Source organism: Variovorax sp. J22P240 (assembly GCF_030316855.1).
In the GTDB taxonomy this organism is placed as follows: Bacteria; Pseudomonadota; Gammaproteobacteria; order Burkholderiales; family Burkholderiaceae_C; genus Variovorax.
Genome location: NZ_JASZYR010000007.1, coordinates 80,212 through 93,743, shown reverse-complemented (window position 1 = coordinate 93,743; position 13,532 = coordinate 80,212). Strand labels below are relative to the sequence as shown.

15 protein-coding genes are annotated in these 13,532 nt (G+C 63.8%); 5 read left to right on the top strand and 10 right to left on the bottom strand.

Features of this window, described 5'->3' with window-relative positions; genetic code table 11:
- Positions 1-1,035 precede the first annotated feature (1,035 nt).
- A complete protein-coding gene (locus tag QTI24_RS18680; protein ID WP_286602468.1) occupies positions 1,036-1,587 on the top strand; it encodes a cupin domain-containing protein in 552 nt (183 codons plus the stop codon).
- Between the two features lie 273 nt (positions 1,588-1,860).
- Here QTI24_RS18680 and QTI24_RS18675 read toward each other — a convergent pair whose 3' ends face one another.
- The 6 genes from QTI24_RS18675 to QTI24_RS18650 all read right to left on the bottom strand — a co-directional run bounded on the left by QTI24_RS18675 (position 1,861) and on the right by QTI24_RS18650 (position 7,970).
- Entirely contained in the window at positions 1,861-3,015 is a 1,155-nt protein-coding gene (locus tag QTI24_RS18675) for a hypothetical protein (RefSeq protein WP_286602466.1), read from the bottom strand.
- A gap of 486 nt (positions 3,016-3,501) precedes the next feature.
- Positions 3,502-4,470 carry a Bug family tripartite tricarboxylate transporter substrate binding protein gene (locus QTI24_RS18670; RefSeq protein WP_286602465.1) on the bottom strand — a complete coding sequence of 323 codons (969 nt, stop codon included), beginning with the start codon at positions 4,468-4,470 and terminating at the stop codon, positions 3,502-3,504.
- Positions 4,467-5,423 carry an NAD(P)-dependent oxidoreductase gene (locus QTI24_RS18665; protein ID WP_286602463.1) on the bottom strand — a complete coding sequence of 319 codons (957 nt, stop codon included), beginning with the start codon at positions 5,421-5,423 and terminating at the stop codon, positions 4,467-4,469. Before QTI24_RS18665 ends, QTI24_RS18670 begins: the two co-directional genes overlap by 4 nt.
- Positions 5,420-5,800 carry a VOC family protein gene (locus QTI24_RS18660; RefSeq protein ID WP_286602462.1) on the bottom strand — a complete coding sequence of 127 codons (381 nt, stop codon included), beginning with the start codon at positions 5,798-5,800 and terminating at the stop codon, positions 5,420-5,422. The genes QTI24_RS18665 and QTI24_RS18660 overlap by 4 nt, the downstream gene beginning before the upstream one ends.
- Positions 5,797-6,795 carry a hydroxymethylglutaryl-CoA lyase gene (locus QTI24_RS18655; protein WP_286602461.1) on the bottom strand — a complete coding sequence of 333 codons (999 nt, stop codon included), beginning with the start codon at positions 6,793-6,795 and terminating at the stop codon, positions 5,797-5,799. Before QTI24_RS18655 ends, QTI24_RS18660 begins: the two co-directional genes overlap by 4 nt.
- 17 nt (positions 6,796-6,812) lie before the next feature.
- Positions 6,813-7,970, bottom strand: coding sequence for a CaiB/BaiF CoA transferase family protein (locus QTI24_RS18650; protein WP_286602459.1), 1,158 nt, complete (start codon positions 7,968-7,970; stop codon positions 6,813-6,815).
- Positions 7,971-8,086: 116 nt separating this feature from the next.
- Here QTI24_RS18650 and QTI24_RS18645 point away from each other — a divergent pair, with 116 nt between their 5' ends.
- Positions 8,087-9,028, top strand: coding sequence for a LysR family transcriptional regulator (locus tag QTI24_RS18645; protein WP_286602458.1), 942 nt, complete (start codon positions 8,087-8,089; stop codon positions 9,026-9,028).
- A 105-nt stretch (positions 9,029-9,133) separates the two neighbouring features.
- Here the strand turns inward: QTI24_RS18645 and QTI24_RS18640 are convergent, their stop codons facing one another.
- Positions 9,134-10,030 (bottom strand): LysR family transcriptional regulator, encoded by an 897-nt coding sequence (locus tag QTI24_RS18640; RefSeq protein ID WP_286602455.1) that lies wholly within the window; start codon positions 10,028-10,030, stop codon positions 9,134-9,136.
- On the opposite strand from QTI24_RS18640, the gene QTI24_RS18635 reads away from it, so the two are divergent.
- From QTI24_RS18635 to QTI24_RS18625, 3 genes are all read left to right on the top strand, one after another.
- On the top strand, positions 9,930-10,808 hold the full coding sequence (locus tag QTI24_RS18635; protein WP_353506098.1) for an RraA family protein: 879 nt from the start codon (positions 9,930-9,932) through the stop codon (positions 10,806-10,808). The two genes, QTI24_RS18640 and QTI24_RS18635, sit on opposite strands and share 101 nt — an antisense overlap.
- Before the next feature lie 147 nt (positions 10,809-10,955).
- Entirely contained in the window at positions 10,956-11,840 is an 885-nt protein-coding gene (locus QTI24_RS18630; protein WP_286602451.1) for a Bug family tripartite tricarboxylate transporter substrate binding protein, read from the top strand.
- Between the two features lie 76 nt (positions 11,841-11,916).
- Positions 11,917-12,555 (top strand): 4-carboxy-4-hydroxy-2-oxoadipate aldolase/oxaloacetate decarboxylase, encoded by a 639-nt coding sequence (locus QTI24_RS18625; protein WP_286602662.1) that lies wholly within the window; start codon positions 11,917-11,919, stop codon positions 12,553-12,555.
- 154 nt (positions 12,556-12,709) lie between these two features.
- Here QTI24_RS18625 and QTI24_RS18620 read toward each other — a convergent pair whose 3' ends face one another.
- The 3 genes from QTI24_RS18620 to QTI24_RS18610 are packed head-to-tail and all read right to left on the bottom strand — an operon-like array spanning position 12,710 to position 13,508.
- Positions 12,710-12,901, bottom strand: a complete 192-nt coding sequence (locus QTI24_RS18620; protein ID WP_286602671.1) for a hypothetical protein — start codon at positions 12,899-12,901, stop codon at positions 12,710-12,712.
- 17 nt (positions 12,902-12,918) lie between these two features.
- Positions 12,919-13,113 carry a DUF1289 domain-containing protein gene (locus tag QTI24_RS18615; protein ID WP_286602449.1) on the bottom strand — a complete coding sequence of 65 codons (195 nt, stop codon included), beginning with the start codon at positions 13,111-13,113 and terminating at the stop codon, positions 12,919-12,921.
- Positions 13,110-13,508: a carboxymuconolactone decarboxylase family protein gene (locus tag QTI24_RS18610; RefSeq protein WP_286602447.1), complete on the bottom strand. Its 399-nt coding sequence runs from the start codon at positions 13,506-13,508 to the stop codon at positions 13,110-13,112. The genes QTI24_RS18615 and QTI24_RS18610 overlap by 4 nt, the downstream gene beginning before the upstream one ends.
- Between the last annotated feature and the right edge of the window lie 24 nt (positions 13,509-13,532).

The window sequence follows — 13,532 nt, the reverse complement described above, 5'->3', positions numbered from 1 at the left end:
CGGAAGTACACGACCGTCGGCTTCGGGGTAGTCCACCTTGAATGTCAACCACTCGACTGGCGTCTACTGCGACAAGCAATGGCAAGCGGGCTTGGCACTGCGCTTGCACCCCTGTCGTGAAGCAAACAGGCCTCACAAGGGGCCGAGCCGGGTCACTGGTCATTCGAGTCTCCATGCCGGTGTGCACGACATCCTCCAGCCGAGCACCCTTTGCGGACGACCGCGCGCGAATACGAAGCCCGCCTTCGTCGCCGACCACACGACATCGCGGAAACACCTGCCTCGGCGAAGTGGCGTCCCCGAAAGATGCAGAGCGTCGAACCGAAGTTCAGCGAAGGTTCTCGGTGAACACCTGGGCCCGCACGCATCCTCATTTTCCCAACCCAAATACTTCAATCTCCACTCTCCGGTTCTTTGGCTGACCTTCCTTCGTGCCGTTGTCAGCGACCGGGTTCGCGTGGGCCGCCCCAATGGCCCGCCTCCATCTTCTTGGCATCGACTCCCGCGCTCCCGAGCTTCATTTCAATGCTCCTTTAGATCGCTGGCACAGCACTCACACGACGCATCGTCCAAGGCACCAAGGTTCCGGGATGTCCAGCTACTCGCCGGGTTCATTGCTATGGATGACCAGATTTCGGGACCGACGGGGCTCACATGTAGCGGGACCCGGTCGACCCCAAGAAACACCTTTTCGAACAGATTTCCGGTCGCGACCCGGATAAAGTGAAATGGCGAGTTGGAACTCCTCCCCGGGCCCCTTGGTCGGGTTCAGATCCGGCGCGGTGTGAGCTGCGTCGGATTTTCTTTACGCCCCAGGCTCGAAGCACCACGGCAAAGTATGCGAGGCCGACCGTTGTTCAAGTTGTGTGGCGAGCAGCGCGCCGATCTTCGACGGCGCGAGGTATCGTGTGCGAATGGCGGCAATGTTTTACGCGCATTGGCCGATGGCGCCATCCGCACTGACCGCAGGACCGCGGAAACTTACTGCCGAGCCTGTGCCACTAGGGGCTGGTCGTACGAGCGCAGCCGAGCCGCTTGGCGGTTGCTGGCCTGGAACGAAGACGTCGAACGCTGTCTCGTTTGCGTAAACGTACTGAATCACGGCCGTCTCTCTCCATGCGCTACACCGCGACCACCCTCGGCTTTGCCATCATCACTTCCTTCGTTGCCGGCGTCGCCATGTCGCCGCTGGCGCGCCACGCGATGTCGCAGGCGCACGCTCAATCGACTCCGTTGGCGCCGGTCGTGATCGACCTGATGGCTCTGAATCACGGCGATCTTCCTACCACGCCAAATGCCGAGATGAACGCCAAGGGCTTGGTCGCCACGGACAACGCCACGGTCGGCATCCAGTCCGGCAATGTGGGAAAGCACATGCACCCGAAGACGGACGAGCTTCAGTACATCATCGAGGGAAGCGGAGCGATGTGGCTGGGCGGCGAGCGCAAGGATTTCAAGCCGGGGACCTTGATCGTCATCCCCAAGGGCACGGCGCACGGCGGCAGCGTGGTGACCAGCGGTCCGGTCAAGGCCATCGCCATAAAAATCCCGCCACAGCCAGCGGGCGACACGGTGTTTCTCAACTGAACGGCCGCAGCTCAGCGCCGCGCCCAGCAGCATCCGCATCGCCCCGGTAGCAATCGCGCGTACGGCCTAAAGTGGTCGATCTCGGCGCTTCAGTTCGAGCCGTCGGCCACATCGTACGGTTGTTGGCCAGCACCGGACGTTCGACCTGCTCACCGATTTGCGACCGCCGTCCATACATACCTCAGGAGCCGAGCTCGCTTAGCTGCTTCACCGACCGCACGCTGGAGGCCTGTGGGTCGCGGTGAGATGGAGTTGAGCGCGCGCCGCGCGCGCTCAGTCGGCCGGACGCAGATGGTCGATCGCCAGCGGGCACTGCGGCAGCCGGCCCAGGTTGTTGCTCGGGTCGTTGTCGGCCACCGTGGTGACAGACGGGAACTGCGGATTGAACGGGTCGGGCTGGATGATTACGTCGGCCTCTGCGCCCGACTCGCCGCGCACGAAGAAGGTGTGCGTTTTCGCGCTCAGCATGTTCATCACCTGACCGCGGGTCAACAGCCAGGGCGATCCGTCCGCAAAGCGCCCGCCCAGGTGCGCGATGAAGAGCCTGGGCGGGCGTCCCTGGCGGTTGATGCCGGTGACCTGCCGGCGCCCCGGCGGCACCTGGTCGGTGATCGGCGTCGTGAACTTCTCGACGCGGCGCCAAGCCTCGCCATGGATGTTGTAGTTGAAGTCCGAGGCCTCGGGGTGGACCTCGGGCTGCGTGATGCGGTCGGCGATCTCGCGACGTTGGGTATGCGTGGTCTGGTCGAGATCGGCTAGGTTGAAGATGTTGACGCTCACGCCCAGGAACTCGTCCGGGTCTGCGCCTTCGACGATCGCGCCGGGGAAACTGAGCTTGGAGACGATCGCGTCGACCGCGGTGGAGCGCGCATAGCGCTGGATGCGCTGGACCAGTCGGTCGACGCGCCCCTCGAAGATCGCGCTCGCGGCGGCCTCGGGCGATTTGCCGGCGGCCATGGCCTGCAGGACCTCTGCACCGACGCCGGCCATGCTGATGTCGTCGAGGGCCTCCTGCATCTCGATGCGCACGAGCTCGTTGATCGCCGCATGGGCTGCATCGGCGCCTTCATCGGACGTGGCGTCCTCCTCGAGCAGGATGCCGATGAGGCCCACCGTGCCCGGCACTTCTATCGTGCGGCCCGCCGCGTTGAGCACGATAGGCTCCAGCGTCGTGTTGAAGCGCCCCACCGAGGGGGGGATGATGCGGTTCGCGCCGATGCCCATCGGGCCGCCGATGCTGCCATGGCTGCCGGGCGAGAAGAAGAATTCGGGCGAGCCGCTGAGCCGCGGCGCGTCTGGCGCGTGGGTGATGTTGCGCCCGCCCAGCGAGAAGCCGATGCACCACAGATATGGTTCGGAATCGCTCTCGTCAGAGCCGTGGAAGCAGAAGAGGCTGTGGAACGCGACGGCGATGGGGACGGCGGACATGGTCACCTAGTGCCCCTGCTGCAAAGCGACGCCCAACTCAGCGCCGCCGCGAGATGCTGCGTCGCCACGCCGGCGAGTCTGGCGCCGGAATACTGCGCAACCTGCAGCGGCGCGCTTGCTGTGGCGCACCTGGCGCACGGTGCTCGGGAAGCGGTGCCGCAGGTGGACAAGCTGCCGCTGCGACAAAGACGCGTGTAGGCCATGGATCGGATCCCCTTGCGGTGGACGTCTGAGCGACTCAAGCGGGCAATCTAGCATCACTGCTGCGAATCGCGCATCCCAAGGAGTGGGGAGCTTCATCGCTCGACCAGCGCCACCTTTGGACTCGCAACCGTGTGCGTGAACTGCCCGGGAGCTGCCGTTCGCCAAGGGCCGCTCGTGGCCGATCAAAGTCGTAGGTCAGCGCGAAGCGAAGGACCGCTCGGTTGGCGATTCCGAAGCAAGATTATTTACCTCTTCATCTTTCGGGTCTCGTCAAAGTGTGGCTCAGTCCGGCTTGATGTTTCCGTCCTTAATCACCTTCGCCCAAAGGGCTGTTTCCTGGTCGACGAATTTGCCAAGGGCCGGCGGGTCCATGTAGGCCGCGAAGGCGCCCTGGTCTTCGACCTTCTTCCTGAAGGTCTCGCTTTCGACGATGGTCTTGACCTGAGCGGTGAGGCGCGCGACGATTTCAGGAGGCGTCTTGGCAGGCGCAAACAAGGCGAACCACGACTCGACCTCGTACCCGGGCAGCCCCGCTTCGGCGGTTGTGGGTACCGTCGGCATCGACGGATGGCGCTTGGGTCCGGCATAGGCCATCGCCTTGATCTTGCCGGCCTGCACCTGCCCGATGACCGAAGGCGGGGTGGTGATGAACATGTCGACCTGCCCGCTGATCAGGTCGGTCACGACCGGACCGGCACCCTTGTAGGGAACATGCGCGGCCTGCACCTTGGCCTGTCGCGCGAACATCTCGCCGGCGATGTGCTGGATCGAGCCATTGCCCGACGACGCAAAGAAAAGCCCCTTGCCGTTCTTCTGACCGCTGGAGATCAACTCCTTGAGGTTCGTGGCCGGCAGCGTGCCGCTCACTGCGATCACGTGTGGCGCCCGCATGACCAGCGCGATCGGCGCGAAGTCGCTCGTCTTCCAGCGGATCTGCGGGAACAGCGCCGGGTTGCCGACGTGATAGCCGGAGTACTGCATGAGCAGTGTGTAGCCGTCAGGTGCGGCGCGCGCGACCGCCTCGGTGCCGATGTTGCCGCTTGCGCCGGGCTTGTTATCGACGATGACCGACTGGCCCAGCGCCTTGCCCAACTGATCGCCAATCATGCGGGCCATGATGTCCGTCGAACCGGCCGCAGCACTCGGAACGACAATGGTGATCGGCTTGGATGGATAGGTGTCGGCTTGTGCTGGAGAGGCGCAGATCGATGAGGCGATTGCGGCAAGCGAAGCGAGGTAAGCGGTATTCATGGGTTTGTCTCCGGTGGATGTCGTGTTGAGGAAAGGCGGGCCTGTTGCGTCACGAGTTCCTGCAGGCGAGTGGCCAGCCGGGCCTGAGCGCGGTCGCTGGCCCAGGCGACGTGCGGCGTCAGCAGGAGGTTGGGAACGTTGCCGTCGATCAGTGGGTGCCCCGATGCCGGCGGCTCCACTTCCAGCACGTCGATGGCCGCACCCGCAATCGAGCCACTGCGAAGCGCGTCGGCCAGCGCGGCGGGGTCGACCAGCGCGCCGCGGCCGGTGTTGATGAGCACCGCGTCGGGTTTCATCCGCGCCAGCGATTCGGCGTTGATCAACCCCTTCGTGCCTGGCGTCAAAGGCACGTGAAGCGTGATTGCATCGGACTGCGACAGGATGTCGTCGAGCGGGAGTTCGTCGTCCTTGCACGCCGTCCCGGGTGTCTGTGCAAAGTGCACGGTCATGCCGACGCCACGCGCGAGTCTTGCAGCCGCCTCGCCGATGCGGCCGCGGCCGACGATGCCGAAGCGCGAGCCACCGAGGTCGCGGATGCGAGGTCCGGTCCAGCAGAAGTGGCGGGATGCCGTCCATCGACCGTCCCGCGCCGCGGCGGCGTACGTCACGATCTCGCGGCGCAAGGCGAACAGCGTGGCAATCGCGTGCTCGGCGACGGACTCGCTTCCATAGTCGGGGACGTTCTGCACGCGGATACCCAGAGCTTCGGCCGCCTCGACATCGATGTTGTCCGTGCCGGCTGCAGCGACGGCCACGAGTCGCAAGCGCCGCGCGGCCCGAAGCGGCCCGCCGTCAAGCCGGATCTTGTTGGTGATGACCACCGTCGCGCCGGCGATGCGCTCGCCGACTTCCGCGGGCGAAGTCGTGTCGTAGGGGTGGTAGTCGATGCCCAGGCCGTCATCGAAGGCGAGGGCCTGAGGCAGCGTCGCCGCGTCCAGAAAGACCACCTTCATGACACCACCTCGGAGATCTCGATCAGGTTCAGGTCCGGATCGCGCAAGTACACGGAGCGAATGCGCGACACCGCACCGGTGCGCATCACAGGCCCTTCGATGATCGCGAGGCCCTTGTGCTTCAGGGTCGCGATCACGTCGTCCAGCGGCAGGCTGGCGATGAAGCACAGGTCCAGCGCACCCGGCACCGGCAGGTGCGCCTTCGGCTCGAACTCCTTGCCTTTGACGTGCAGGTTGATCTTCTGGTTGCCGAAGCGGAACGCCTTGCGTCCCTCGCCGAATGATTCGAGCGTCATGCCCAATCCTTCGACGTAGAAGGCGACGCATGCTTGCTCGTCGGCGGTGGTGAGCACCAAATGGTCGAGATGGTCGATCACGCCAGGGTCTCCTTTGCGCTGCCCTTTGCGCTTTGCCTTGCAGCCGCGCGGGCGACGATCTCGGCGAAGTCCGCAGGGGGCTGATGCTTGGTCAGGCGATGGCCGGCTCTCGGCAACTGGCTCGACAGGTCGTGCCGCACGAGGTGAGCGACCTGCGCCGCGGCGCCGATCAGGCCGTCGAGATCCATTCCAGTGTCGTAGCCCATGCACTGGAGCATGTGCACGACGTCCTCGGTCGCGACGTTGCCCGTAGCGCCTGGCGCGTAGGGGCATCCGCCGATGCCGCCCAGCGACATGTCGAAGCGCCGGATGCCGGCTTCCACCGCCGCCACGCTGTTCACCAGGCCCATCGCCCGGGTGTTATGGAAGTGCGCCGTGAATTCCAGTTGGGGATGACGCGTCATCGCCGCCCCGCACAGTGATTGAACCTGGGTGGGGTAGGCCATGCCCGTCGTGTCGCACAGGGTGATGCCCTTGACCGCCAGTTCGGCGAAACGGTCGATCCAGCCGAGCACCGTTTCTTGCGGCACTTCGCCTTCCATCGGGCAGCCGAACACACACGACAGCGACACGTTCACCGGCACGACCGCGCCGCGCGCCAATGCGATCACTTCGCCTAACTGCGCGAACGATCGCTCGCGCGTCATTCGCAGGTTGCTCAGGTTGTGTGTCTCGCTGGTCGACATGACGATGTTGAACTCGTCGATACGGACGTCGAGCGCTCGCTCCGCGCCGCGCAGGTTCGGCACCAGCGCGGTGTAGACCACGCCCGGCTTGCGGGCAATGCGCGCCATGACTTCCTCGCCGTCGCGCAGCGCCGGGATGGCCTTTGGCGACGTGAAGGAGGTCACCTCGATCTTCGAGTAGCCCAGCGTGCCGAGCCGGTCGATCAACGCGATCTTGTCGTCAGTCGGGATGAAGTGAGGCTCCATCTGGAAGCCGTCCCGGGTGGCGACTTCGTTGATGAAGAGCCGCTGGTTGTTGCCGTGGTTCATGGTTTTTGCTCCTTGGGTCAGGCCGAGCGCGCAGGCCAGCCGCCGCGCTGCAGGTCTACGGTGTGCTGCCCCAGGCGGGGCGCCGCATGGGCGATGGCGCCCGGGGTCGCGCTGAGCTTGGGCACGACGCCCGGCACCTTGAGCGTCCGCCCGTCGGAGGTCGACGACTCGACGATCATTTCGCGGGCCAGGTACTGCGGGTCGGTGGCGATGTCGGCGATCGAGTAGATGCGACCGACCGGAACGCCGGCGCCATCGAGCACGGCCAGCACCTCGTCGCGGCTGCGTTCCCGCGTCCACGCTTCGATCGCGACGTCGATCTCTTCCACGCGGCGCACGCGGCCGTCGTTGTGGGTCAGGTCCGGGTCGGTCTCGAGGTCCTCGCGGTCGATGGCGCGCATCAGCCTGCGAAAGATGCTGTCGCCGTTGCCGGCCACCAGCACGTATTGACCATCGTTGCACTGATAGGCGTTGGTGGGCGCGATGCCCGGCAATGCGCTGCCGGCGCGTTCACGCACGGCGCCGAAAGCGTCGTGCTCGGGCACCAGGCTTTCCATGACGTTGAAGACCGATTCGTAGAGCGCCACGTCGATGAACTGGCCCTCGCCCCCGTGGGCCGTGCGGTGGTGCAGGGCTGTCAGCACGCCGATCACGCCGTGCAGCGCCGCAAGCGTGTCGCCGATCGAAACCCCGACGCGCACCGGCACGCGGCCGGGCTCCCCAGTCAGATGGCGCAGGCCGCCCATCGCTTCGCCGAGCACGCCGAATCCGGGCTTGTCGCGGTAGGGTCCGGTCTGGCCGTAGCCGGAGATGCGCAACATGATCAGCCGCGGATTGAGCGCATGAAGCTGCTCCCAGCCCAGTCCCCAGCCTTCCAGCGTGCCGGGCTTGAAGTTCTCGATGAGGACGTCGGCCTCGATCGCCAGCGCTCGCACGGCGTCCTGACCCTCCGGACTTCGGAGGTCCAGGCATACCGAGCGCTTGTTGCGTGACTGCACCTCCCACCATACGGAGGTACCGTCGCGCAGCAGGCGCCACCTGCGCAGTGGATCGCCGACGCCGGAGGGCTCGACTTTGATGACGTCGGCGCCGAACTCGGCCAGCGTCTTGCCGGCGAAGGGTCCGGCGATGAGTTGTCCCAGTTCGAGGACCTTGAGGCCTTCCAGTGCATTCATGTCTCTTTGCTTTCGTGAGCTGTCGAGACCTGAATTTAGAGTTCAAGGGCGCCCAGGAGGAATTGCCATGTCGGCACGTATCCTTCGCGTTCTGCGAAGCCCACAAGGAGACCGGCATGGTGAAGAGCTCAATCAACCCCGCGCGGGTCGACTTCGTGACGCTGCGGCTGTTCTGTGCCGTGGTGCAAACCGGCAGCATCACCAAGGGCGCCGCGCAATGCCATCTTGCATTGTCGGCCGCGAGCAGACGCCTCAGCGACTTCGAGGCGGCCACTGGCGCACAGCTACTCGAGCGAAGCGTGCAGGGCGTGAGCGTGACGCCAGCGGGTCATGCGGCCGCACAGCATGCGATGCGGCTGTTCCAGGGCTTCGAGCTGTTCAGCAGCGAGCTGGCGGACTACGCCGAGGGCTATCGCGGGCACGTGCGACTGTGGGCCAACATGTCTGCGCTGACCGAGTTCCTGCCGGAGGCGTTGTCAGATTTCATGGCGCACCAGCCGGGGATACGTGTCGACGTCGAAGAGCAGTTGAGCGGGGACATCGTTCGCGCTCTGCTGGACGGCCTGGCCGACATCGGCGTGTTTGCCGAAGGCACGCCGGCCGATGGCCTCACGCTCGCGCCGTTTCGCAACGATGAACTGGTGTTGCTGTGCCCCCGCGCGCATCCGTTGGCCAAGGCCAGGAAAGTGGCTTTCGCCGATTGCCTGGACCACGATTTCGTCGGGCTGAACCGTGGAAGCTCGCTCCTGGAACTGACATCCCGCGCCGCCGCGGAGTCTGGAAGGCCGCTGCGAATGCGCGTGCAGGTGCGCAGCTTCGACGCGATGTGCCAGATGATTGCCGCCCAGCTCGGGGTGGGCGTACTCCCGTTGGCAGCGTGCAAGGAAACGCCGGGCCCGCGCGGGCTCAAGGCAGTGCGCCTGATCGATTCTTGGGCGCAGCGCCAACTGCTGCTGGGCTACAGTGCTTCAAGGCAGTTGTCGGCTGCAGCTCGGATGATGGCGGATCACCTGCTGATGCCAGCCAACAGCATCGGCCGACCTGGCTTGCAACCCTGAAACCTGCTAGTCAACGCAGAAGCGCAACATCAAACGCCCGCGATCGCTGCAAAAGACTGCGGCGTTGCACGCTCTTGCTTCGTCCATCTGGCGCTACAGCCGCTGCTACCTTGCCAGCGACTGCAGCAGCACGATGTCGAGAAATGCATCGACTAGTTGGTGCCGGGCACCTTTCAGGTGAATCGCGAAGACGTTCGCTGTCGTCTTGACACCGCTGAGGGGAAGAAAGCGGACATCGCTCCGATTGTTGTCCGCCACCGACTTGCCGACCAGCGCAAACCCCAGTCCGGCAGCCACGAGGCACAACGCCGTGTGGATCTCCTTCGCTTCATAGGCCACGCGAGGTTTGACACCGCCCTGTTCCAGCGCCTGAATTGTGTGCCTTGCAAACCTGCTGTTGGGGTCCTTGGGGTAGCTTATGAAGGGCATCTGGCCTAGGTCCCTCGGCTTGAGGATCTTGCGTCGAGCGAGCGTGTTCTCTGATGGCAACGCCACCAGCAACTGGTCGGTGAACAAGGGAACGCACTCCAGGTCTTCCTCGCCGCTGAAGGGGCCAATCGTACGGGCCAGCCCGACGTGGATCAATCCACTACGCAATGCTTCGCCCTGATGTTCCGTGAGGATTTCGGTGAGATCGATTCGCACTTTCGGCGCGCTCGCGCTCAAGCTGCGCACGGCATTTGGCAACACCGAAAAGATCGTGGAGCGCGTGAAGCCGATGCTCAGCCATCCGGATCGGCCCAGCGATAGGTCTTTCGCCTCTTCCAGCATGCGCTGCGAGTCCGACAGCAGAAGCCTGGCTTTCGGATAAAGAAATCGCCCGAGTGGCGTCAGCTTCATTGGGCGCGTAGATCGGTCGAACAGCTTGCCTCCAAGCAGGCCCTCAAGCTGCGCGATCTGCATGCTCACCGCCGTGGGCACCACGTGCAGTCGACTGGCAGCCAAGTTCGCACTGTTGGCATCGACCACCTCGCAAAAGTACCGCAACGACTTCAAGTTCATAAATATTGATCTTAATGTCAAAAGAGGTTGGTTGTGTTACTGCTTTCGTTCACTGAACATCGGGTTTGTTCCTTCCCAACCCTTGGAGACAAACTTGACTTCCGATGTGAACGAGCCGCAATGGCTCTCCCAGGCCCGATCGCTGTCGACAGCTGAGGTATCCGATGCTCTCGACTTCTTCAATTTGCCCGGTAGCGCCTTGGGCATTCGGCCGGTCGCGGGACCGGCCCAAATCTTTGGACAGGCCTTCACGGTTCGCTTCGCTGCGATCGACCACTCTCAACCAGGCACCGTGGGCGATTTCATCGACCGACTGGAGCCAGACAGTGTCGCGGTGATGGACAACGGAGGCCGGCTGGATTGCACCGTTTGGGGTGGCATCCTGAGCCAGTTGGCCGCGCAGAAGCGCATCGGTGGCACCGTCGTCAACGGGGTCTGCCGCGACACAGCAGAGGCCGACGAAGCGGGCTACCCGCTTTATGCCTGCGGCCAGTTCATGCGTACCGGGAAGGATCGTGTCCAGGTCGAGGCTTACGAGCAACCGGTGATGCTGGGTGACGTTCGCGTGTGTCAGGGCGACCTGGTAATCGGCGACGCCGACGGCGTCGTGGTGGTACCTCGCCTGCGCATGCAGGAAGTGCTGACCAAGGCCCTTGAAACGCGAGTCGTCGAGGCACAGATCCTGGACGCCGCGCTAGCTGGCATGCCATTGGCCGAGGCCCGGAAGAAGTATGGCTATCACACGCTGCAGCGGTCGGCGACGACCCTCACGGCCTGAGCGACTGGCGCTCACGGCGACATCAAGCAACCGAACCGGAGACAACTCATGAACACAACAATCAAGTACTTTCGCTCAGCCTCATTGGGTCTGGCGGCGGCTGCGGCCGCCTGCGGCGCCCTGGCGCAAGAAGCGTACCCCTGCAAGGTGGTGAAGCTCGTGTCGCCCTATCCGCCCGGAGGCACGACAGACATCCTTGCGAGGTTGGTCGCGCCCGGCTTGGCGAAGGAACTCGGCTCCACAGTCATCGTGGACAACAAGGGCGGCGCGAGCAGCAACATTGGCACCGAGTTCGTTTCAGGCGCTGCGCCGGACGGTTGCACACTCCTGCTGGGCAACAACACCGGGATCGTCATCAATCGCAACCTTTACAAGCTGCGTCTCGATCCGGTGAAGTCGCTCGTGCCGATCGTCGAGGTGGCATCCGTTCCACTAGTGCTCTATGTGGATGCTGCCGAGCCTGCGAAGACGGTCGACCAACTCAGTGCGGCGATCAAGGCTGCGCCCGGGAAGTACAGCTTTGCCTCCGGCGGAAGCGGTAGCCCGCAACATCTGATGGGGGAAATGCTCAAGCTCGAGATGACGTTGGATATGACCCACATTCCATACCGTGGCCAGGGGCCGGCGCTTCAAGACGTGATTGCAGGACAGGTGCCGGTTGCATTTGAAACGACCACTGCAATCGCTTCGCAGTTGAGCGGCGGCGGGCGCATCCGGGCGCTTGCGACGACCGGCAGCGCGCGCTCAAAGAATCTTCCGAATGTGCCCACGATGAAGGAACTCGGTTATGGCAACTTCGTGGTCGAGAACTGGTACGGCATCTTCGCGCCTGCCAAGACACCGGCGGCGCTGACCGAGCGCTTGAACCGCGACCTGGTCAAAGTCCTGAAGAGCCCGGAAGTGTCGAAGAGTCTCGCCGACATGGGCTCCCGAGACGTCGCGGGAAGTGCCGAGCAGTTCAACCAGTTCATCGCCAAGGAACTTCCTTACTGGGAATCGCTGGTGAAACGATCTGGTGCAAAGGTCGACTGATCGGTACCCACTTTTGCACCGGCTGCGCTTGCGCAGCCGGTGCGCCCATCCATCCCAATACTTTGCTGGAGATCGCTTGGCTACGTCCGAACAAATCACTCAGCTGCGCGACCTCGGCGCAGCGACCGTCTATGAGGCGCAAGGCGCCAAGGGCGCGCTCGACCACGGCATGAAGCCCATCGATCCGACAATGCGTCTCGCCGGCCCCGCCTTCACCGTCGACTGCCGGCCAGCGGATAACCTGATGCTGCACTATGCGGTGCAGAAGGCGAAGCCGGGCGACGTGCTCGTGGTCGATGCCAAGGGGTTCATGGAAGCCGGGCCCTGGGGCGACGTCCTCACGATCCAGGCCCAGAAGGTTGGCATCGCCGGCCTTGTCATCAATGGCTGCGTGCGCGACGCCAACCTCATCATCGAACTGGGTTTTCCCGTGTTTTGCCGCGGCTTGTCGATCAAGGGAACCGGCAAGAATCAACCCGGAAAGATCAACGTTTCCATCACTATCGGCGACGTGCTCATCCATTCCGGCGACATCATCGTCGGCGACCGCGACGGTCTGGTGGTGGTCCCGAAAGACGAAGTCGAATCGGCGGTCGCAAGCAGCTTGGCGCGCGAGGATAAAGAGGCTGGGCAGCGCCGGGCCATCGAAGAAGGAGCCATGACGGCCGACTTGCTCAACCTGACGGAAACGCTCAAGCGTTATGGGCTCGTATGACGGCAAGCGGGATGTCTGGCGCCGCAACACGCGCGAGACCTTCGCCAGGATCTGCGTCATTGGATCTGGGCGTGGGCCTTGTCGGTCAAGTACCGCTTTGCGAGAGAGACCGGCCGTAACAGAGGCGCCAGCGACTGACTGATGATGGCCGGGACTACCTGTTCGTCAAACTCGCCGATAGCCGTCGTTGGCCGACCGGGCGAAAGTCGCGGAAGCTGTAGCGCATGTCGCCGCGATAGGTGATCTCCTGATCGCCGTGCAGGCTCAGAGAGTTGGCCAGCAATTGCTTGATGAGCAACGGGTAGGTGTACGCCGACGGCGTAGCGGTGATGAGGTTCGGGTGCATTCTTGTCTCCGTCTTTTTCAGGGTGTTGGCTGTCGTTCAAATGGCATGCGCAGTTCGATCGAAGCGAGCGCTTCGGTCTTCTGCCGCTCGGTCATCCGCGGCCAGGCGCCGATCTCCAGCGCGGTCCTCTTGCATCCCTGGCAAAACTTCCCGTCCTGATCCATTCGGCAGATGCTGATGCAGGGGTCTGCAATGGAATCGGTCTGGCTCATCGCGGTGTGCCGTTGCGCTTCGCGTGTGAGGCAATTTCTTCGAGCAGGATCGGTGCGCCCAGGCTCATCGTGTGGATGCCCAGTACGCTCACGCACTGCAGCACCGCGTTGATCTCTTCCTTCGTGGCACCCAGTTCGAGCGCCCTGCGGATGTGGCGGCGCACGCCCGGCCCGTACATGTGGGTGCATGACGCGTCGACGGCGATCGCGAGGAATTCGACGGTCTTGGCGTCGAGCACGCCCGACACCATGGGCGCGACGCCCATGGCCATGAATTTCTCGGTCCATTGCGCATCGAGCATGGCAAAGGTATCCCAGTCGGGATTCCAGTTGCCGGTGCTGCGCATGTGATCGCAGACCGGGGTGGTCGACGGGGCGTTTTCGTGCTGTTGCATAAGTCTTGTCTGATGTTGTGCCGC

What these genes read in the sequence shown, in the direction of transcription:
- QTI24_RS18675 (WP_286602466.1), bottom strand. Translation starts at nt 3,015, where the DNA reads ATGTCCGCCGTCCCCATCGCCGTCGCGTTCCACAGCCTCTTCTGCTTC.
- QTI24_RS18670 (WP_286602465.1), bottom strand. Translation starts at nt 4,470, where the DNA reads ATGAATACCGCTTACCTCGCTTCGCTTGCCGCAATCGCCTCATCGATC.
- QTI24_RS18665 (WP_286602463.1), bottom strand. Translation starts at nt 5,423, where the DNA reads ATGAAGGTGGTCTTTCTGGACGCGGCGACGCTGCCTCAGGCCCTCGCC.
- QTI24_RS18655 (WP_286602461.1), bottom strand. Translation starts at nt 6,795, where the DNA reads ATGAACCACGGCAACAACCAGCGGCTCTTCATCAACGAAGTCGCCACC.
- QTI24_RS18650 (WP_286602459.1), bottom strand. Translation starts at nt 7,970, where the DNA reads ATGAATGCACTGGAAGGCCTCAAGGTCCTCGAACTGGGACAACTCATC.
- QTI24_RS18645 (WP_286602458.1), top strand. Translation starts at nt 8,087, where the DNA reads ATGGTGAAGAGCTCAATCAACCCCGCGCGGGTCGACTTCGTGACGCTG.
- QTI24_RS18635 (WP_353506098.1), top strand. Translation starts at nt 9,930, where the DNA reads ATGCTCACCGCCGTGGGCACCACGTGCAGTCGACTGGCAGCCAAGTTC.
- QTI24_RS18640 (WP_286602455.1), bottom strand. Translation starts at nt 10,030, where the DNA reads ATGAACTTGAAGTCGTTGCGGTACTTTTGCGAGGTGGTCGATGCCAAC.
- QTI24_RS18620 (WP_286602671.1), bottom strand. Translation starts at nt 12,901, where the DNA reads ATGCACCCGAACCTCATCACCGCTACGCCGTCGGCGTACACCTACCCG.
- QTI24_RS18615 (WP_286602449.1), bottom strand. Translation starts at nt 13,113, where the DNA reads ATGAGCCAGACCGATTCCATTGCAGACCCCTGCATCAGCATCTGCCGA.
- QTI24_RS18610 (WP_286602447.1), bottom strand. Translation starts at nt 13,508, where the DNA reads ATGCAACAGCACGAAAACGCCCCGTCGACCACCCCGGTCTGCGATCAC.